Origin of the sequence: uncultured Porphyromonas sp., assembly GCF_905372525.1 — a bacterium.
Taxonomy (GTDB): domain Bacteria; phylum Bacteroidota; class Bacteroidia; order Bacteroidales; family Porphyromonadaceae; genus Porphyromonas.
The window spans coordinates 43,349-63,702 of sequence record NZ_CAJPPN010000001.1; the positions used below are offsets into that span (position 1 = coordinate 43,349).

A 20,354-nucleotide genomic window follows, 5' to 3' on the forward strand; every position below is an offset into this window, starting at 1 on the left:
GCCTTAGAGCTTCTCTCCGTAGGCCAGGTCACCTGCATCGCCTAGGCCAGGCACGATGTAGGCATGATCGTTGAGCTCGGGGTCAATGGCTGCGACCCATAGGGTGATATTGTCCTCGGGGAAGGAGGCCTGTAGGGCATCCACGGCCTGCTGACTCGAGATGATGGAGACGAGGTGCACCTCACGGGGCGTTCCTTTGGTCAGTAGGGCTCTGTAGGCAAGCTCCATAGAGCTCCCTGTGGCGAGCATCGGGTCTACGAGTAGGAGGGTCTTGTCCTGTAGGGAGGGTGAGGCGATGTACTCAATGAAGATGTCGAAGTTTAGGCGATCCTTGTACTTGCGGTAGGCAGAGACAAAGGCATTCTCCGCACGGTCGAAGTAGTTGAGGAAGCCCTGATGAAGGGTTAGCCCTGCCCTAAGGATCGTCGCTACGACGATCTGATCTGAGACCTCTGCGCAGGAGGCTACTCCTAGAGGGGTCTGTACATCGTGGTAGGCATAGTGCAGTCGCTTGCTCACCTCGTAGGCCATGATCTCGCCGGCACGCTCCACGTTGCGTCGGAAGCGCATAGCATCCTTCTGGATTGTGACATCACGCATCTCTGCAACGAAGTGACAGAGGAGAGAGTGCTCCTCGATGAGATGTTTTATTTGCATCTTGGGGGTATAGTGGGTTACGAAGGTTCGACTTATTCTACGTAGAGGACAAGACCCTTGAGGTACTCACCCTCGGGATGGTAGATGTTGATGGGGTGATCCACTGGCTGGGTGAGCTGATGTAGGATACGTACCCGCCTGCCAGAGCTTGCTGCTGCGGTGAAGACTGCTAGGCGAAACTCTTCCTTGGACACAGCCTGAGAGCAACTGAAGGTAAAGACAATCCCCCCTGGAGCTATCTTGCGGAAGGCTTGGCTATTGATCCGACGGTAGCCGATGAGGGCATTGCGTAGCACCTTGCGGTGCTTGGCGAAGGCTGGCGGATCGAGTATGATCAGATCATACGCTCCCTCGGGCATCTGCTCTAGGTAGTCAAAGGCATCCTGAGTAATCGAGTGGTGACGAGGGCAGTCTGCTCCGAAGTTGAGGGCGACATGCTGCTCGGTGAGGTATATCGCCTTGCCTGAGCTGTCGAGTGAGTCCACACGCTCCGCCCCAGAGGCAAGTGCATAGACGGAGAAGCCCCCCGTGTAGCAGAAGGCATTGAGCACCCTACGCCCATCAGCATACTGAGCCAAGAGGGATCTATTATCCCGCTGGTCGATGAAGAAGCCAGTTTTCTGCCCCTTGAGCCAGTCGGGGATGAACTTCAGTCCGTTCTCCCACACATAGCTGGCCTCGGTATGTCCGATGAGGAAGCCATCCTCTGCGAGCTCCCTCATATCCCGTGTCGGGAGGGTCGTCTCAGACTTGTAGTAGACGGCTTGTAGAGGGGGTGTCAGCTCTGGTGCTTCGCTGTAGGCCTCCAAGAGGGTCTCTGCGATTAGCTCCCGAGCGTAGTGCATACCCATACTATGAGCCTGCATGACTGCGGTGTCCCCATAGATATCTATGATGAGGCCGGGTAGGCTGTCGCCCTCTCCGTGGATAAGGCGATAGGCTGTGTTTGGGGTGGCGGGTCCGCCCTCAGGGCGAATGAGTCCCATGCTTGCTCTTAGCTCAAGGGCAGCCCGTAGCCGATCCCTAAAGAAGTCTCGTCCGATCTGCTCGCTCCCTCCGAAGCTCAGCATGCGCACCGCTATACTCCCTGCTGCATAGTGCCCTATGCCGAGGGTCGAACCTCGAGCGTCGAGTACCTCTACGAGGTCTCCATCCTGAGGCTTGCCATCGGTGATCGAAGCAATAGCCCCAGAGAAGACCCAGGGGTGAAAGCGCAGGAGTGACTCCTCCTTGCGGGGGTACAAATGTATCTTAGGGTAGGACATATCTTAATTATAGTAGGGCGAAGTTCGTAGGTGAGGGGGCTGGCGAAGCTAGTAGCGTCAGATAGATGCGGAGTGATGCCCAGGCATCTAGTGCCGCATAGTGTATCTGAGCGGGGCTGAGCGTGGAGCTCTCCCAGTTGCTCATTCGCTGTGCCTTGCTCATTCGCTCGGCGAAGATGATCGCGTAGATCTTTAGTAGGCTGAGCTCTCGTATCCCATAGCCCCCACATAGACGCTGTAGCTCTACGAAGGAGGCAGGGGTGAAGCTATGGCGACGAGCCAGAGCGGATAGGTCATCCTTGAGGCTCAGCCCGACCTTGAGTATATCGGGATCCTCGAGGAGGCTGATGAGGGACTTGGTGAGTCCTATGAGGTTGAGACGAAAGAGATAGCACTCCTCCTCAGTCGCTATCTGCAGGAGGGATACCTCGTAGCGTACCCCTGCCTTGAAGCTAGGGCGGGTCTCTGTATCTATCCCGATGACCATAGACTTACGGATCTTAGCCACTGCCTTGCGGGCATCGAGCTTGGTGTCTATGACGTGTAGGGGCACGGGGCACTTGGCTATGGGTAGGGCTGCCAGTTCCTCCTCGCTGATTGTAGTGGGATAGAGATGTACGGGAGTGAAGGGTGCAGACCCTCGCCCGGTACGCCTACTGGCGCGCCTGGGGGTAGGTGTTACTGATAGTGAGGGCTCTGGGAGCTCTGCTTTCTTCCTCTTAGTAGAGGAGGTCTTCGTTGAGCCTTTTGTCGTCTTCGTCGTCTTCCTCTTCGTCGTCTCTGTTGTCTTCTTCGTCATCTGATGAGCTCTGTAGCTGGGTATGTAAGCGATGTAGTGCGGTCAAAGCCTCTAGGAGGTGTAGCCCGTAGTAGGAGTGGAAGTAGAACAGGCATCTCCCGATGGCTGCTGGTAGCGCCTCCTCATTCTCATCCCGTAGGATACCGAGTAGGTTCACCGTCTGCTGATAGACGTCTGCTAGGTACTCCGAGACGAAGGCCGCTAGAGGAGTGTCGCTATACTGCATCTCCTCACCCTGACAGGAGAGGAAGCTGTCCTTCTCTCCCAATAGCTCCGCTACCCTCAGACGCACACCCTCATAGGCCTCCTCGGTCACAAACTCCTCGATATAGTCCTCCTCAGGACTATAGAGGTAATCTGGTAAGCGTAGGGTAGAGAGGTAAAGCTGAGGAAGAACCAAGATCGCCTCATGGACGAACGCTCGTTCACTGAGGGAAGAAGCCTGCTCAAGCAGGCTCGCAAACCTCACACCTACGGCAGCGAACTCCAAGACCTCTTTGGTGTACAGGCTTGTCATCACTTGTTCATTCGATTCCATACGAGTACAAAAATACCGTTTATTCTGCTAAGTATCTCCCTCCATGCCCTCAGTATCCCTATTTACGTGTATCTCCCACTGAGTCGTACACCTCCGGATAGGTGTGACGTAGGGGAGCACTTGTCCCACCTTGGGGGGAATAGAACCAATCACTGAGGGCTTTTCGCATCCCCTGAGACGAGCATACTGAGAGCGTGTCTACGCTCCTATAAAGAGCGTCCCCATCACCTATGTAAGGTGACGAGGACGCTCTTACCGAGAGCGCAAGTGGGCTCTCGGTAAGAGCGTTTTTCCCCTCTCGGTATACGCGATATAGCATGGTCTATACGAGGGGGGGAGCCCAGGTTCTTCCCCCTGTGAAAGAGCTATGTATACACCTCTCCCCTCCGTACACTGCACGGCAGAGACCTTTCTGTGAGAGCAGAATGATAGATATGGGTGATAGGTTCTGTAGAAAAATGTACCTTTGGAATACCGTTAGCAAGTTTACCTAAACGAACATAGCACATATGAAACATTACTATCAACTCTCTTGGCGAGTATGGCTCTCTACAGGGATTGCCTATGTCACCCTTCTCGCTCTGCTCGTATACACCCTGTATACTCCAGAGTATCGGATTCTCGCCCCCTTCGTCCTCGTGATCATCGCTCTGATGAGTATCACGGTCCTCTGGAAGCCTGTATACTATGAGTGGCAGCCCGACGGACTGCATGTACGCCTCTTGGCCTTCAACAAGTTCTATCCCTATGCCCAATACGAGATAGAGGAGGATGGTACACTCCTACGTCGGATACGCTTTCGTCTCTTTGGCTCTGGTGGCTTCTTTGGCTATCTAGGTTTCTTCTGGATCGTAGAGCGTGGTATCTGCCTCTGCTATGTAGCTCATGAGTCCCAGCCCGTACTCTTCATTCACAAGCAAGGTAGCAAGCGGGGAGTATTCATCAATGGCGTGAAGCCTGAGCAACAAGCATAGCCCAATCACACCTACCCAATACGAGCGAGAGGCGCAGGACATAGGTATTCATCCTATCCTGTGCCTCTCGCTCGTACTATACTTATGCTGTGGCGGTGAGCTCTAACCGAAGAAGCTCGCTAGACTTGTCTCGCTGAGCAGCGTGATGATACTTTTCCCCGAGGGGGTAAGGTAGGCATCAGAGCTGGAGGTGAGGTCGGAGAGCAGAGCTGCTACCTCGTCACTAGTCTTCGGTAGAGGCATCTGGAGTACCTCCGCCTCGGCAGCTGCCTCGGCGAGGAAGCTACGGACATACTCACTTCCCGATCGGTGAGTATCGAGGCTGTCGGCGACGATGAGCCGGACGAAGTTGATAGCCTCTCGTGCCAGTAGGGAGGGAGCCTCCGAGACGGAGAAGTGTCCATCCCCTAGATCCCCGAAGTCGAAGCCCAGCTGTGTGAGCTCTTCCATCACGGCAAGAGCCGTGGGAAGCTCTCCAGGGGAGAACTCCAGCACCTCGGGGAAAAGCGGTTGCTCCGAGCTATAGGCGAGGCTGGAGAGTCCGCTGAGGTAGCTATCATAGGTGATGCGTAGCTGTGCTCGGCGTATATCGATGATGGCAAGTGAGTCGGCAAGTGTCGTGATGATATAGCGACTCTGGTAGAGCAGAGAGCTAGCGGTGAAGAGTGGAGTCGGTCGCTGCACCTTGGTCGAGGAGAGGCGAATACCTGTGGAGCCGAACTCTTCGTCGGGGGACGCAGAGAATAGAGGCTCTGGGGACTCTGTCTCCTCGAAGCTCATACTATCGAAGTGCTCCCCGAGGTCATCCCAGTCAATCTGAGGTTCCTTGGGGCGAAGACTACGCCCCGAAAGTGTCCTGAGGACTGTACCGCCCGTAGAGAGGGAGATCCCTCGTGTGCCCTCCTCCGTGGGCGCCTGCCCCTCATCCTGCCACTGATACTGGCCGTCTAGATCTAGGACGACCTCCCGCCGCCCCTGATAGGCTGGGATCTCGATGGGGATCCCCTGCTCGAAGTCTATAGAGGGGGTGAGCGCATGCGAGCTGAAGGCCTCCTTCACCAGACTGATGATGATCTGGAAGATCGTCTCCCCATCCAAGAAGCGTACATCGGTCTTCTGCGGATGGATATTGACGTCAATATTCGCTGCTGGTATGGTGAAGAATAGGAAGTAGTGGGGCTGTGTCCCTGCAGGGATAAACTTCTCGTAGGCCAGCATGACGGCCTTATGGAAGTAGGGGTGACGGATAAAGCGGTTATTCACGAAGAAGTACTGCTGAGCACCACTCCTCAGAGCTGTCGTAGGGGTACCTACGAAGCCCCTGATACTACAGAAGGCACTCTCGTAGCTTACGGGGAGCAGAGCCTTGGCGAGCTTCGCCCCACCGATCCCGAGGATGCGCTCCTTCTGTGTGCTACTTGGGAGCACCTTGTCATACTTCCCCGTCCCTTTGAGCGTGAAGGCTACCTGAGGGTTCGCTAAGGCTACCTTAGCGAACTCCTTCCATATATCGCTCAGCTCCGTAGACTCCTTGCGTGCCTCGATGTGCTTGCGTCGCCCGGGGGTGTTGTAGAAGATGTTCATAGCCCGGAGGGTCGTCCCGACTGGACAGGCTATGGGAGAGGAGGACTTGACCTTTGCCCCCTCGATCCGAAGCTCGGTACCGACCTCTTGCTCCTGAGTACGTGTCCTTAGCTCTACCTGGCAGACCGAGGCAATAGCAGCTAGAGCCTCCCCTCTGAAGCCCATCGTAGCAAGGCTGTCGAGATCCTCGATCTCACGGAGCTTAGAGGTGGCATGCCGCTCGAAGGCCATACGGGCATCGATCGGGGACATACCCTTGCCGTTGTCAGTCACCTGCACGGCCTCGCGACCCGCTCCGACGATCTCTACTTGGATCTGTGTCGCCCCGGCATCGATGGAGTTCTCTAGGAGCTCCTTGACGATATAGGCGGGAGCGGGGACGACCTCGCCCGCCGCGATCTGGTTGGCGATACTCTCAGGGAGGAGACGGATAATATCACTCATCGGATGAAGAAGTACCAGAACGCGAACCCAAGCACAAGTAGGGCAAGCATGAGGCGGATCGTCTTACGATCACGATCCGAGGAGGTGATGCCCCGACGGTGCTGGCGCTGGAGGTGCTCTGTGGAGCGGATGAAGGTGCCTCGTAGGTGAGCCGAGGAGTCATAGTCGCCCATCTCTGTCGGAGTAGAGGCCTGCTGACGCATCTCCTCTACGGCTCTGTCCGCCTCCTCGGCAGATAGCTCCCCAGAGGCGATCATCTCCTGACGGATACGCTCTACGCGCTTCTCTAGTTCCTCTTTACGAGGATCCCAGTAGATGAGCTTGTGCTCGAACTGTCTTGGCCTTCTTTGCTTAAAAAAACTTTGGATACCCATGATGTATTGATGATCGGGGGTTGCTCTGTAGGTCTGTCCGTGGGTCGAGGACGCAGGACAAACTGATATTGCTTACGGTACTCCTCCTCGGTCAAGGGCTTACGAGCCTTCATCAGGGAGTCTGTACGGAGGGAGTCTGCACGCGCCTGCTCGTCGAAGACTTGGTAGGCGGAGAGTGCGGCCTTGATACCGCTGAACTTACGGAGGTCTGATAGGGGGATCGGAGCTTGCCTTGCCCTGCTCGCTGAGTCGATGCCGTAGATCACACCTTCCTTGTCCATGGGTCTACGATCGGAGGCCCATACGAATTCCTTTAGGCGATTAACTTCAGCCGAGGAAGCCATGCTCAGGGGGTACATCTTCCCCTCTACAGGGCCTGTCCAGAAGCTTCGCTTGACGACACCTGAGTCGAGGGTGATGTACATAGCGCTACTCGTCATACGGTTCATGCCTGTATAGTCATTGGTCTTCTCGTCCCTCATATATAGGATCGTCTCGACACGACCATCTACGTCGATCTGTCGTATGGTGCTATCGGCTATATAGGCTCGGAGCTTGTCACCACGCATCTGATTGTAGTAGTTCACACTATCAATATGCTCTACGGCAAGGGTGTTCCCGAGGACATCGACGAAGTCAATCTTTTTGTTGCGGAAGTAGAAGACGGTCGTATCCCCAGAGAGCTGCCGAGATTCACTCCACATATAGGGGTGACCATAGAGGGAGAGGATCGAGTCGGTCGATATATAGCTCATGGAGTCGGCTACGGCCTGTGCATCCCGACGATAGATACGTACATGATGATACCCTCTCAGGTAGCGTTGTAGGGTATCGGGGCGCTTACCGAGGGTGGTATCTGCCATGAGGCTGTCGAGCTTCCTCCGATCACGTATAGGGACACTCACTAGTTCGAGGGTATCAGCTGCGACATAGAGCGTGTCTTTCTGCGAGTAATCCTCTGCATGTGCTCTGTAGGTGGAGAACGCATAGCTGCGCTTGTCATCGAAGAAGCCGTAGTCACCGAAGAGTGTAGCCCTCTGTACGCTATCTGATAGCTCCATGCGCCCAAAGGCTTCACCAATCTTAGCTCCACCATCGTAGTAAATGGAGTCCCCCATGAGGGTCTTAGATCCCGAGTAGACGGTAGATCGATCCAGCAGGATCCCGATGTCCTTGCCGACATCATAGATCCCTCGCTGAGAGATGATCTGTCCAGAGTCAGATACGATGAGGGTCTCTCCCTCATAGCGTCCTATCTGGCTCCGGGTATTGTAGAAGAGGTGCTCTGTCGTCATCGTCGTCCGCTCATTGACGAGCTTGACGTTGTATCTAAACTCTGCGTCATTCGTCGCCGGTAGGAACTGCCCGTAGTCCGAAGTGAGGGTATTCTTGGCATCAGAGACCGATCCTCCCTCGAAGTAATAGGCGATATCTGCTATCCTATCATAGTCTAGACTATCGGTATAGAGGTCCGTCGTGGGGTTGGCAAGGTGGACATTGTGCCTCAGACGTGCGACCTTGGTAATACCATCGTAGAAGAGGTATCGGGAGTACATATTGATCGTATCTCCCTGCACCATATGGACGTTGCCAAAGGCTTCGAAGCTCTGCGCCTCCTCATTGAGGTAGGCACTATCGCAGGTCATCGTCGCATTCCCATGCTTGAGGATGATATTGCCACTCAGCCTCTGTACACCTGGCTGCAGTGAGGCATCATAGCTGAGGAGGTCTGCGTGCTCGATATAGATCTTTTGTGGGGTCCTGGAGCCTCGGCTGGTTGATTGACCTTGGCTAGGGGCTAGGGTATCCTGTCCCCCTCCAGCCCGAACGTCGAGAGACTGAGTACGATGAGAGGCACTAGAGGCAAGGTAGCTAATCCCTATGAAGGCAATAACTACGGCCATCAGCACGAGGCGAATACCTCGTGGGTGCTCTCTACTGTCTCTTCCCTGCTCCTGCTTCATCTTATCTTGTCTCATCTCTGGGGGAGGCTCATGAGAGCCTTATCCCGACATGGGGGACTATCTCAGTGTCCCCTCTGTGTACTCTGTATAGTACGTGGACTAGCCGCCCATACCTAGGTGGTGATGGGGGGCTAGTGGTGATACTTATAGTTCTTGGGCTTCCTTAGGAGATGCCCGTAGTATGCGAAGGTATGGATTATTGCTCTTCGTGAACCCAGCCTGGGTATTGGAAGGTGCAGTTCCGATAGGCTTCGTTGATGTAGATATGCGTTGCCTTTTGCTTCGTGCGTATCCACTCATCGATGACCTTGCTACGCTTCTTGGCCAAAGCCATCTCCTTGATTGTGCGGAAGTCCGTATTCATATTGGCGATATGCTCAGGGTGCTCCTCCTTGAGACGGATGATAGCAACCTGTTCCAGTCCCTTCTCTGTACGCATCGTGAAGGGCTTAGAGACCTGCCCGACCTTGAGCTCATGGGCTATCTTGGCGATATCCTGAGGGAGGTCCTCATAGCGGAAGCTGGAGGAGCCAGCGAAGTCACTCTCGTTCGAGCTATTGATCATGAGGCCACCATTGTTGTAGGTGTTCTTGTCCTCAGAGTAGAGTGCTGCTGCTTGGTCAAAGGCGAGCTTGCCCTCCTCTATAAGCTGGGCGATGGAGTCCATACGCTTGGTCGCTGCACTCAGCGCTGCTTCATCGACGACAGGGCGTACCAGGATGTGTCTAAAGTTCACGAGATCTCCACGCTTCTCTATGAGCTGGGCGATGTGATATCCTTCGTCTGTCTTGATGATAGGAGAGACACGGGTCTTGTCCGAGAGGTTGAAGACGGCGGTCGCGAAGGTTGGGTCGAGGGATACCTTCCCAACGAACCCATACTCACCGCCCTGCAGAGCGGTGCGCTTGTCCTCAGAGTAGAGGCGTGCGATGGTGGAGAACTCTCGCTTGCCTTCGTTGATGTCGTCTGCGTAACTTCTTAGGACGCTCTTGACTCGGTCAATCTCTGTGAGGGGTATCTGAGGCTGTAGAGCGATGATCTCTACCTCGACCGTCTTGGGGATGAAGGGGAGGCTATCCTTCGGGATACTCTTGTAGAAGATGCTGATCTCGGAGGGGGATACCTGTATGCCCTGTGCTATCTTCTGCTGCATCGCACGTACGATCTCTTCGTTGCGCATCTGTACGGCCTGCTCCTCTCGGATCTGGGAGATCTTCTTGTTGAAGTACTCCTCGAGCTTCTCCTTAGAGCCGAGCTGGGAGATGGCATTCTGGATCCACATCTCCACCATACGATTGACCTGGGTCTCATTAGCCTCGATACTATCTATCTTGGCTTGGTTCAGGAAGAGCTTCTGTATGGCGATACGCTCGGGGATGATACAGTCTAGGTCGCCCTCTATGCCCTGACCTTCACTCCGTAGGATGAGCTTCTGGTACTCGATATCGGATAGGAGGATAGGCTCATCACCCACCATCCATACGACCTGGTCTGCGATACTCCTCTTCTGAGGCTCATCCTGTGTCGGCTGTGCTAGGAGTATACCTCCGATGGAGAATAATCCTAGCAGGCTGAGGGCTGTCTTACATCTCATCTTGTGCTAATAATCTGAATGGAGAAAATTGTATATCGTCTAGTTGGCTAGCTCGGAGAGGAACTTGATACGCACCAGACGCACCTCCTCCTCGGAGTAGTCGCTGCCTAGGCTAGAGAGTGCCTCATTGATATCGTCTGTCGTAGAGTTCTTGAAGTACTCGTATATATCCTCGATACGATCCTCGTCTATGACCTCCTCGATGAAATAGTTGATATTGATCCGTGTCCCTGAGTAGACGATCGCCTCGACTTCGCTGATCAGGACATCGAAGTCTAGTCCGAGGGCGATGGCTATGTCGTCGAGGGCGACCTTGCGGTCTATCTGCTGGATGATGCTCACCTTGAGCTTAGACTTGTTGGGGAGCGTCCTGACTCGCATGTCTGCGGGACGCTCGATGTCGTTCTCCTCCACATGTCGGCGGATCACCTCGAGGAACTTCTGTCCGTAGCGTGCAGCCTTGCCTGCTCCTACACCCGGGATATTCTGTAGCTCCTCCATGGTGATCGGGTAGAGGGTCGCCATGGCCTCCAGAGAGGTGTCTTGGAAGATCACATAGGGGGGGACTCCGTTCTGCTGTCCGACCTTCTTGCGAAGATCCTTCATGATGGAGTAGAGTACAGGGTCGGTAGACTCTCCTGCACCACCGCTCCCTACCGTGGGGGTACCCTCCTCGGCCTCTTCGTCGCTCTCGGTGATCTTGAAGCTCGTAGGCTTCTTCATATACTTCTTCCCGGCAGGGGTGATCTTCAGCAGGCCATAGTTCTCTACATCCTTGGCTAGGTAGCCAGAGATGAGAGCTTGGCGGATAACGGTCGTCCAGACAGACTCCTCGGTATCCCGACCGACGCCGAAGCAGTCCAGCTCCTCGTGGTGAAACGACTCGACATCCGAGTTCGTATTCCCTAGGAGGATGGTCGTTACATAGTCGGCATTAAACTTCTCCTTGAGGGCACTGACGACCTCTAGGAGATTTAGAAGTAATTCTTTAGCTTCCACTTTATTCTTAGGTACTAAACAATTATCACAACAGCCACAGTTCTCCCGCTCATAGCGCTCCCCAAAGTAGTTGAGGAGGAAGGAGCGCCTACAGAGTGTCGTCTCAGCATAGTCAGCCGTCTCTCTCAGTAGCACACGTGCTATCTCTTGGTCAGCGACAGACTTACCCTTGGTGAATCGCTCCATACGCTCTAGCTCATTGGGGTCATAGTATGCGATACAGACCCCCTCGCCTCCATCTCGTCCCGCTCGTCCTGTCTCCTGATAGTAGCCCTCTAGGCTCTTGGGCATATCATAGTGGATGACATAGCGCACATCGGGCTTGTCGATACCCATCCCAAAGGCGATGGTCGCCACGATGACCTCCACACGCTCCTCGATGAATGCATCTTGGTTCTCCATGCGCTCCTTAGTCTCTAGCCCAGCATGATAGGGGAGGGCTTTGATTCCATTGGCTTGGAGCACCTGCGCAAAGGTCTCGACCTGTGTGCGGCGTATACAGTAGACGATGCCACTTTTCTTGGGATTGGCTAAGATATAACGCACGATCTCGCGATCTATGTCTATCGTCTTGGGGCGTATCTGGTAGAGGAGGTTCGGACGGTTGAACGAGCTTTGGAATACAGCGGCTCGCTCTATCCCGAGGTTCTTCATGATGTCATGTTGTACCTTCGGTGTGGCGGTCGCTGTGAGTGCCATGATGGGTCTCGTTGCGATCTCGGTGACGACACTACGTATACGTCGGTACTCAGGTCTGAAGTCATGACCCCACTCTGAGATACAATGTGCCTCGTCGACGGCATAGAAGGAGATGGGCACCTCCCGAAGGAGCTCCATATTCTCCGCCTTGTGCAGTGACTCGGGGGCGACATAGAGTAGCTTGGTCTTGCCCGAGCGCATGTCTTGCTTGACCTCCTCTAGCTTTGGGCGAGAGAGCGAAGAGTTCAGGAAGTGGGCTACAGCATCCTCCTCGCAGAAGCCTCGGACGGCATCCACTTGGTTCTTCATCAGAGCGATGAGGGGAGAGATGATGACAGCCGTCCCGGGCATCAGTAGGGCAGGGAGCTGATAGCAAAGGCTCTTCCCTCCGCCCGTAGGCATTAGGACGAAGGTATCCCGACCAGCGAGGATCTGCTCTATGATCTCCCGCTGGTTCCCTTTGAATTGGTCAAATCCAAAGTACCTCTTTAGTGCCTTTGTTAGGTCTACAGCCTCCATATGCCTACTTACCAATCTGTGAGTCCCTTTTTACTCCTCTTGAGCGGTTGTCCTGTTACTAGTCGTTCTAATTAGGTATGAGGTGATATAGTGTTGATATAAATAGGTGTAGTGATCAGCTCTGTTTGCTAGGCCTCGATCCGCTCTGAGAGCCGAGCCTCTACGTAAGCTCGGTCGATAGTGAAGGTCTCTACCTTCTGTGAGGGGAGAGTGTACATAGCATCCATCATGACCTGCTCCATGATGGAGCGTAGTCCACGTGCACCGAGCTTCTGCTCCATGGTCTTCTCTACGATAGCATCTAGGGCATCCTCGGTATAGGTGAGCTTGATATGATCCATCTCAAACATCTTGGTATACTGACGCACGAGCGCATTCTTAGGCTCCGTGAGGATCATGCGTAGCGTATCGCGGTGCAGTGGGCTGAGGTGTGTGATGATAGGTAGACGACCGATGATCTCGGGGATGAGCCCATAGCTCTTGAGGTCACGTGCATCTACGTACTTCATTAGTTCCTCCTCTGCCAGCTGAGCGTGCTTTGCTCCAGGGCTGTTGTAGCCCACGATACGGGTATTGAGGCGATGGGCTATCTTGCGCTCGATCCCATCGAAGGCACCAGCACAGATGAAGAGGATCTGCTGTGTATTGACCTCGATCATCTTCTGGTCGGGGTGCTTACGTCCTCCCTGAGGGGGGACGTTGACGATAGAGCCCTCTAGGAGCTTGAGGAGCCCCTGCTGTACCCCCTCGCCACTGACATCTCTTGTGATCGAGGGATTATCGCCCTTACGAGCGATCTTGTCGATCTCGTCGATGAAGACGATCCCCCGCTCGGCCGCTGCGACATCGTAGTCGGCGACTTGCAGGAGGCGCGTCAGCAGACTCTCGATATCCTCCCCGACATACCCTGCTTGGGTGAGGACGGTCGCATCCACGATCGTGAAGGGTACCTTCAGTAGCCGTGCGATAGTCTTAGCCAGCAGTGTCTTGCCGGTTCCCGTGGGGCCTAGGAGTAGGATGTTGCTCTTCTCGATCTCGACACCATCATCCGCCGTGGTCTGGCTCTGTAAGAGTCGCTTGTAGTGGTTGTAGACTGCTACTGAGAGGTAGCGCTTGGCTTCATCCTGCCCCACGACATAGCCATCGAGATATTCCTTGATCTCCTGTGGCTTGGGGAGGGTATCTATTCCCTCTAGGGGAAGGTCGTGCTGATCCTGGGGGGCTTTCTCTGAGAGCTCCTCTAGTAGGTGATAGCCTCTGTAGATACAGGAGGTACAGATCTCGGCATCGAGCCCCTGGATGAGTGGCCCAGCCTCTTCCTCTGATTGTCCACAGAAGGCACAGTGGCGCTTATACTTCTTTGCCATTACTTCTCTACCTCTCGTATGAGTACCTTGTCGATCATGCCATAGTCCTTGGCTTCGTAGGCATTCATCCAGTAGTCTCGGTCGCTGTCACGCTCGATCGTCTCGAAGCTCTGACCAGAGTGGGTCGATAGGATGGTATTGAGCTCCTTCTTGACCTTGATGACCTCACGGGCTGCGATCTCCATATCGCTGGCCTGCCCCTGCATACCACCTAGTGGCTGGTGGATCATCACTCGGGAGTGGGGGAGGGCGAAGCGCTTCCCCTTGGTCCCTGCTACCAGCAGGATGGAGGCCATGGAGGCGGCTATCCCAGTGCATATGGTAGAGACGTCACAGCCGATATACTGCATCGTATCATAGATGCCATAGCCTGCGTATACGGCACCCCCAGGGGAGTTGATATAGATAGATATATCCTTGCCGGGCTCGCTGCTATCTAGGAAGAGGAGCTGAGCCTGGATGACATTAGCTGTATAGTCATTGATCTGTGTCCCGAGGAAGATGATGCGATCCATCATCAGTCGGGAGAAGACATCCATCTGAGCGACGTTCATGGGGCGCTCCTCGATGATTGTAGGTGAGATATAGCTACTCTGCACCTGCATATAGTCCTCTAGGGCAAGGGTGTTCATCCCCAGATGACCTACAGCAAACTTCTTGAATTCGTTCATTTCTATTCTTGGGTGGTAAAGAGTCTCACACCATAAGGCGGACTCTTATAAACAAAGGTAGAAATAATTCTGAATAGTGAAAACTTCACCACTCCCACTACTCTTCCTCCCCCTTGCCCCTATTTGGCCTCAATCAGTGTCTAGGCGAACCACTCGCATAAATAGAGAGGACAAAGCCAACTAGTGACGATACCTAGGGATCGTAACCAGTTGGCTTTATGTCGTTCTCTGATGAGCTTCCACTCGGGCTTGAGCGAAGGACTCTATGATCGAGAGCCTTCGTCTACCATACAGACCCATCTTTGGTATTCTTTACCTAAGCTTTCATCTACCGAATGGAAGATTACCATTGAGCTAGGTGTCGGTCGATGAGGCGCTCCACGTAGTAGAAGGCTCGCACTTTCTTTAGGTCTATTGAGAGGTCTTTGTAGGCGCTGTTGAGTGAGTGTAGGGAGATGGTTTCGTTCTTCTTGCTGTGCTTTATTAGTTGCTTGATTAGGATGCCCTCCTCTTCGATCACGATTACCACGTTTGGGTATCGGTTGTTTGTCAGCCCGAGCTTCCAGTCCTCTGGGAAGACTTCACGGCAAAGAAGCACATCACCTGCACATATTGAGGATAGTGTTCCGTCCGTCATACTGTCCCCCTTTACTCGGAAGAGCTTGTATCTATCGGAGACTTCACGCTCAAGGAAAACTTCCATAGAGTCGAACTCATCGTATATATCATCAGGGTCTTGTGAACTGTCTCTGTCGTATAGGAAGCCTTTCCCTGTGCCAGCTTTCGCTTCGATGGGGATAATGGGCAGTCGCAGGATGATGCGAGAGCCAGAGGTGTTCGTTTCTACCTCATTGGAGGCCCGTTGGGGCTTCTTCGGGGCTTCGTCCTGCGTCCCGTCTTTGAGTAGTGTCCCCTCGCCTCGTAGGAGATAGTCCTCGCTGAATGGTAAGTTAGAAGCCATACAGATGCGTGAAATCATAGATGAGGTCGTATATCGAGGATCGCCCTTGAGCATTCGTGATACATTGCCCTCGGTAGCCCCGATGAGGTTGGCAAGGTCTTTCTGCCTGTGGACAAGAGCCTTGCTCTGCAAATAGTGGTACATTTCCTTGAACCTACCACCCACTGCAAGATTTGTTTCTACTTCTGCTTTCATACCAGGAAATCTTTCTATGCCTTTGTAGTACCAATTCGCCCATCGGTAGGAAGCCATCTATACGTTGGCAAATTGAAATCTCAAATACCTCCCCTTGGTCTGGGCGAAGACCGAGGGGTAGTCCATTTTAGGAGAGTATCAGCACTCAGCTATCGGTGTTAGACGAACGTTAAGGAATGCAGGTTGAACCCCTCGAAGTAACTGTGGGCCAATCCACCGAAAAGGAGTCCATAAAGGGGGAGCAGTGCGAAAAGTCAGATGCTCGGACAGCCCACCACTAGGTCGGAAAGCTGGTAGGTGCACTAGAGGGAGTGGAGAACCTCTGGTGCAGGTGACGGGGAGACTGACAGGGCACTGTTGGGAACTCTCCTATACCATACCCCCGAAGCCATACGGACAGCTGGAAGAACAGCCCAGTTGTTTCTCCGTTTCCTTATCTTAGCTTTGAAGGTTCGTATATCGTGGGTGTAAGCTGTGGTGTAAACAGATCATGCATATTGGGGATGTTTTTATGAGCTTTTCACTACTTCAAAGGGAAATAAGCAGGCTATCAAGTTCACAAATGGAACTTTTAACCTGCTTATATTCACTTAGTTTCTATTGTGGTCCCACTTGGGCTTGAACCAAGGACTCCCTGATTATGAGTCAGGTGCTCTAACCGACTGAGCTATAGGACCAAAGGAGGTCACCTAGGGAGGTGATGCCCCTTCTTTTCGTGTGCAAAGATAGCGATAAAGCCCTTATGCACCAAACATCTTTCCGTGGATACCCCCTAGCTAAGGGCTGGACAGATCGAGTCTACGATCCCGTCGGCAAGCCCCTTGGTAGGTACGATGACCTCTGTAGACTGGGTGATCTCAGCTACGGTGAGGAAGATGTCGGCTGCAGGTACGATGACCTCTGCACGGTCGGGCTTTAGGCGGAAGCGGAGCATACGCTCTTCGGGGGTATACTTCCTTAGTTCGTCGGCTACGGCTCGTAGACTAGTGATGGGGAGGTGATTGATGTTGGCACGCTCGGAGGGAGCTCCTAGCCGGAGGAGCTTATTGATGTTCCCCCCAGTCCCTACCAGCTGGATGTGCCCCTGATAGGTGTCCGTCAGCTCCTGTAGATAGTGACGGAAATCCTGACGCACCTCCTCCCTGACCCGACCACTGATCTGTCGGATCGTACCGATGTCGAAGGAGCGTGAGTCTATGAGGCGCTGTCCTCGGACGATATTGAGCTCTGTACTCCCCCCCCCGACGTCTACATAGAGGAAGGTATCCCCATCACGCCCCTCTAGGGAACGCATGAGATCAGCTGAGATCAGCTGAGCCTCCTCGCGGCCACCGATGATCTCGATACGTATGCCCGTCTTCTCCTCGATCTTCTCGACGAGCTCAAGTCCGTTCTCCGCATCGCGCATTGCCGAGGTGGCACAGGCTCTGAAGGCCTCCACCTCGTAGATCTCCATGAGCTCCCGGTAGGCCTTCATGAGGCTGACGAGCTGTTTGCCTTTCTTCTTGGATATGCGCCCCTCGGTGAAGGCATCTTCCCCTAGGCGAAGGGGGACACGTACGAGCTGTACCTTGGAGAGGGGCTCGGTGCTCCCAGGCTCATTGAGGCACTTGACGAGTAGGCGTACGGCATTGGAGCCGATGTCGATACCTGCGTAGTGAGACTTAGCCATGCTGTTCCTTCTTATTTAGATAATAGTTGTAGATGACGTCTTGGGAGTTGAAGAGCTTCGTCCCTATCGGGTAGCGATCCCGATAGGCATAGACCTCCCCATCGAGGGTATAGTAGCCCTGTTCCATATCAGAGAGTCCAGCCGAGACGATGAAGTCGAGCTCTCTCTGTATCTCGGGGTCATAGATTGGGGTCATGACCTCTATGCGTCGGTCGAGGTTGCGTGTCATCCAGTCAGTCGAGCCGATGAAGTAACGAGGCTGTCCTCCGTTGCCGAAGATATAGATACGGGAGTGCTCTAGGTAGCGTGAGATGATGGAGTTGATATACATCCCTTCGCTGAAGCCCTCCACGCCAGGCACTAGGGAGCAGTTACCCCTTAGACAGAGCTCCACACGTACCCCTGCTGTGCAGGCTTCGTAGAGCTTCTGCACCATCTTCTCATCCACGATATGGTTGATCTTCAGTCGGATGAAAGCCTCCTGTCCAGAGCGTGCTAGACGGATCTCTCTATTGATCATCGTGTAGAGAGGCTGACGCATATCGTTGGGAGCGACGAGGAGCTCCCTGAAGCGAACGTTTAGGAAGGGACGCTCAATGAAATCAAAGACGTGCAAGACGTCTCGAGCGATCCCTTTGTGGGCTGTCATGAGCATGAGGTCTGTGTAGACCTTAGCCGTCCCCTCATGGAGGTTGCCCGACCCGATACAGGCGATGTCTCCCCTGCGGGTGGCTATGTAGACGAGCTTAGAGTGGATCTTGAGCTTTTCTGGGCCAAAGACGACGTTGATCCCAGAGTCCTGCATCTTCTTGCTCCAGCTGATATTGGACTGCTCGTCGAAGCGGGCAAGGATCTCGATGACCGCAGTCACCCGCTTACCATTCTGGGCGGCTGCCATCAGGGCCTTGATGACCTTGGAGCTCTGTGCTACTCGGTAGAGTGAGATACGGATCTCTGTGACCTCGGTGCTAATGGCGGCCTCCTGCAGTAGACGAAGGAAATGGTCAAAGCTCTGGTAGGGGAAGTGTACACAGCGGTCCCGCTCTAGGATCTCGTCGATAATGCTCTGTGTGTAGCGCTGGTCATCGACACCGAGAGGCTCGCGACGTGGGAAGCGAAGCCCCTTGCGTCCGCAGTCTGGCAGGGTCATTAGGTCACGCATATTGTGATAGCGTCCCCCGCCCACACGGGTATCCCGGTAGTTGAGCTCAGCCATATCGCTTAGGCGCTTGAGGACTACAGGGGGGATAGCTTCGTCGTAGACCACACGGACAGTCTCCCCTCGCTTGCGTCGCTTCACTCCCCGAGAGACCTTCTCTACGACGCTGGTGCGTAGGTCTTGATCGATCTCGAACTCGGCATCCCTCGTGAACTTGAATGTATATGCCTCGTAGCGTGCATACTGATCTCCGACGAAGAAATAGGGGAGACAGGCTCTCAGTACATCGTCTAGGAACATAAGGTAGCTCTCGCCCCCATGGTCTCTCAGACGAAAGAATCTACCGAGCTCCTTGGTGGGTACCTCTAGTAGGGCGACATCATGCATCTCCTCCGCCTCCTGCTCCTCGTGCCATAGGACGACAGCTAGGTAGAGGGACTCCTTGAGGTGTCGCTCGGGGCTAAAGGTAGGGCTGCTGATGAAGATCGGGGAGGTCGTCCCATTGATCTTCTCCATGAAGAAGGTGCGTACCTCCTGCCGCTGCTCCTCACTCAGCTCCTGCTCGTTGATGATATGGATATGTGCCTCAGCTAGGGAGTGCAGCAGAGACTCGAAGGTCTGCTCGAAGAGCTGGGAGTACTCTTGGTTGAGGCGCAGGATCGTGCGCAGTACATCCCGAGCCTTCTTACGCTCATCCTCCGAGGCCTCTATCGTGGCATCAATGAGACGACGTAGCGAGGCTACCCGCACGCGGAAGAATTCGTCGAGGTTATTAGAGTATATACCCAGATAGTTGAACCGCTCCAGTAGGGGTAGGTCTTCACGCCGAGCCTCCAGCAGTATGCGCTTATTGAAGTACATCCAGCTCTCATCTCGCTCGATGTAGGGGAAGCGATGACTAGTTCTCATCCTTGAGGGCTATAATATATAATGGAGATAGAGAGGCACTAGAGGGCACTCCCATCGAAGCCGAGAGGGAGGAGCTGCCGACAGTCTTCTATCCGAATGGTTTGCTCGCTGCCGCAGAGTAGTATGGGGAAGGGATGGAAGCGGGTCGCAGCCTCCATGATCACCTGCCGACAGCTCCCGCAGGGGGAGATGAAGGGGACACGCCCCTCACTATTGATCGCTACGATGACGAGTCGCTCTACGGGCACCTCAGGCCACTGAGCCGAAGCCCAGAAGAGAGCCGTACGCTCGGCACAAGTCCCAGAGGGATAGGCTGCATTCTCTTGGTTGGACCCTGTCACGATCTCTCCATTGGCTAGTAGTACAGCCGCCCCCACATGGAAGTGGCTATAGGGTGCATAGGCTCCAGTGGCAGCCTCTAGCGCTCGTCGCTCTAGCTCCTGCTCTATGGGGGATAGCTCATCGTGTGTGAGGGTGCTATAGGGGATCTGGAGAGTCCGTTCCTTCATCTTTCCTATTCTAATTATCTAAGTCGTTTGTTTCTGCTCCGAATGCCTATGACAAAGGCTTTCACCAGCTAATATACGAAATCCCCTCCGTACCGCCTCGTCCTCTACCCTCATAGCTCAGCTTCGCTCCCTCCGCTCTTGCCACCAGTTTTGTAGTACTGAGCCAAAAAACACTTTCTCATCTTGAGGGTGACCGTGGGGGGAGCATATCTCCCCCCTCGTTGTGTATGCGAGCATAAGCTACGGGGTTGAACACGAGTACAGAGGCCTTGCTCGGCACGGCCTCGATGCTACTCATGAGGAGGTTCCGAGCGGAGGTTAGAGTACGGTATTGTGCCGAGGTAGACGAGTCGTGCTTTCGGATAGCTCGTTGCCACTGATGCAGACCTCCGTCCACAAAGCCTAAGAGGCGGAAGTTATCCCCGTAGTGACGCTTGGAGATGACCGCCACCTTGTGGGGAGGTGGTTGTTGGGCTCCGCCTCGGCATCTTTGGTTAGCTA

At 54.2% G+C, this 20,354-nt stretch carries 16 protein-coding genes and 1 tRNA gene; 1 reads left to right on the forward strand and 16 read right to left on the reverse strand.

The window, feature by feature from the left end:
• Positions 1-3: 3 nt before the first annotated feature.
• Genes upp through QZ170_RS00200 form a run of 4 tightly spaced genes read right to left on the reverse strand, consistent with a single transcriptional unit; the run spans position 4 to position 3,238 of the window.
• On the reverse strand, positions 4-657 hold the full coding sequence (upp, locus tag QZ170_RS00185) for a uracil phosphoribosyltransferase (protein ID WP_297175792.1): 654 nt from the start codon (positions 655-657) through the stop codon (positions 4-6).
• 32 nt (positions 658-689) lie between these two features.
• The gene (locus QZ170_RS00190) at positions 690-1,922 is read right to left on the reverse strand and encodes a class I SAM-dependent rRNA methyltransferase (RefSeq protein ID WP_297175793.1); all 1,233 of its coding nucleotides are present in this window, start codon (positions 1,920-1,922) and stop codon (positions 690-692) included.
• Between the two features lie 7 nt (positions 1,923-1,929).
• Positions 1,930-2,721, reverse strand: coding sequence for a 3'-5' exonuclease (locus QZ170_RS00195; RefSeq protein ID WP_297175794.1), 792 nt, complete (start codon positions 2,719-2,721; stop codon positions 1,930-1,932).
• Positions 2,642-3,238: a DUF5063 domain-containing protein gene (locus QZ170_RS00200; RefSeq protein ID WP_297175859.1), complete on the reverse strand. Its 597-nt coding sequence runs from the start codon at positions 3,236-3,238 to the stop codon at positions 2,642-2,644. The genes QZ170_RS00195 and QZ170_RS00200 overlap by 80 nt, the downstream gene beginning before the upstream one ends.
• 530 nt (positions 3,239-3,768) lie before the next feature.
• Between QZ170_RS00200 and QZ170_RS00205 the strand changes: the two genes are divergently transcribed.
• Entirely contained in the window at positions 3,769-4,233 is a 465-nt protein-coding gene (locus QZ170_RS00205) for a hypothetical protein (protein WP_297175795.1), read from the forward strand.
• Between the two features lie 102 nt (positions 4,234-4,335).
• Here QZ170_RS00205 and mutL read toward each other — a convergent pair whose 3' ends face one another.
• The 12 genes from mutL to cdd form a co-directional block, all read right to left on the reverse strand.
• Positions 4,336-6,261, reverse strand: coding sequence for a DNA mismatch repair endonuclease MutL (gene mutL, locus QZ170_RS00210; protein ID WP_297175796.1), 1,926 nt, complete (start codon positions 6,259-6,261; stop codon positions 4,336-4,338).
• A complete protein-coding gene (locus QZ170_RS00215; RefSeq protein WP_297175797.1) occupies positions 6,258-6,635 on the reverse strand; it encodes a hypothetical protein in 378 nt (125 codons plus the stop codon). The genes mutL and QZ170_RS00215 overlap by 4 nt, the downstream gene beginning before the upstream one ends.
• Complete coding sequence (locus tag QZ170_RS00220; RefSeq protein WP_297175798.1) at positions 6,548-8,614, reverse strand: OstA-like protein; 2,067 nt, start codon at positions 8,612-8,614, stop codon at positions 6,548-6,550. Before QZ170_RS00220 ends, QZ170_RS00215 begins: the two co-directional genes overlap by 88 nt.
• Before the next feature lie 181 nt (positions 8,615-8,795).
• Complete coding sequence (locus QZ170_RS00225; protein ID WP_297175799.1) at positions 8,796-10,193, reverse strand: peptidylprolyl isomerase; 1,398 nt, start codon at positions 10,191-10,193, stop codon at positions 8,796-8,798.
• 39 nt (positions 10,194-10,232) lie between these two features.
• A complete protein-coding gene (gene recQ, locus QZ170_RS00230) occupies positions 10,233-12,410 on the reverse strand; it encodes a DNA helicase RecQ (RefSeq protein ID WP_297175860.1) in 2,178 nt (725 codons plus the stop codon).
• 128 nt (positions 12,411-12,538) lie between these two features.
• A complete protein-coding gene (clpX, locus tag QZ170_RS00235; RefSeq protein WP_297175800.1) occupies positions 12,539-13,777 on the reverse strand; it encodes an ATP-dependent Clp protease ATP-binding subunit ClpX in 1,239 nt (412 codons plus the stop codon).
• On the reverse strand, positions 13,777-14,448 hold the full coding sequence (gene clpP / locus QZ170_RS00240; protein ID WP_297175801.1) for an ATP-dependent Clp endopeptidase proteolytic subunit ClpP: 672 nt from the start codon (positions 14,446-14,448) through the stop codon (positions 13,777-13,779). Before clpP ends, clpX begins: the two co-directional genes overlap by 1 nt.
• A 343-nt stretch (positions 14,449-14,791) precedes the next feature.
• Positions 14,792-15,604 (reverse strand): S24 family peptidase, encoded by an 813-nt coding sequence (locus QZ170_RS00245; RefSeq protein WP_297175802.1) that lies wholly within the window; start codon positions 15,602-15,604, stop codon positions 14,792-14,794.
• 603 nt (positions 15,605-16,207) lie between these two features.
• Positions 16,208-16,281: transfer RNA gene (locus QZ170_RS00250), tRNA-Ile, on the reverse strand.
• Positions 16,282-16,376: 95 nt separating this feature from the next.
• Entirely contained in the window at positions 16,377-17,276 is a 900-nt protein-coding gene (locus tag QZ170_RS00255; protein WP_297175803.1) for a Ppx/GppA family phosphatase, read from the reverse strand.
• Positions 17,269-19,344 carry an RNA degradosome polyphosphate kinase gene (locus tag QZ170_RS00260; protein WP_297175804.1) on the reverse strand — a complete coding sequence of 692 codons (2,076 nt, stop codon included), beginning with the start codon at positions 19,342-19,344 and terminating at the stop codon, positions 17,269-17,271. Before QZ170_RS00260 ends, QZ170_RS00255 begins: the two co-directional genes overlap by 8 nt.
• Positions 19,345-19,382: 38 nt before the next feature.
• Positions 19,383-19,853, reverse strand: coding sequence for a cytidine deaminase (cdd, locus tag QZ170_RS00265; RefSeq protein WP_297175805.1), 471 nt, complete (start codon positions 19,851-19,853; stop codon positions 19,383-19,385).
• Positions 19,854-20,354 lie beyond the last annotated feature (501 nt).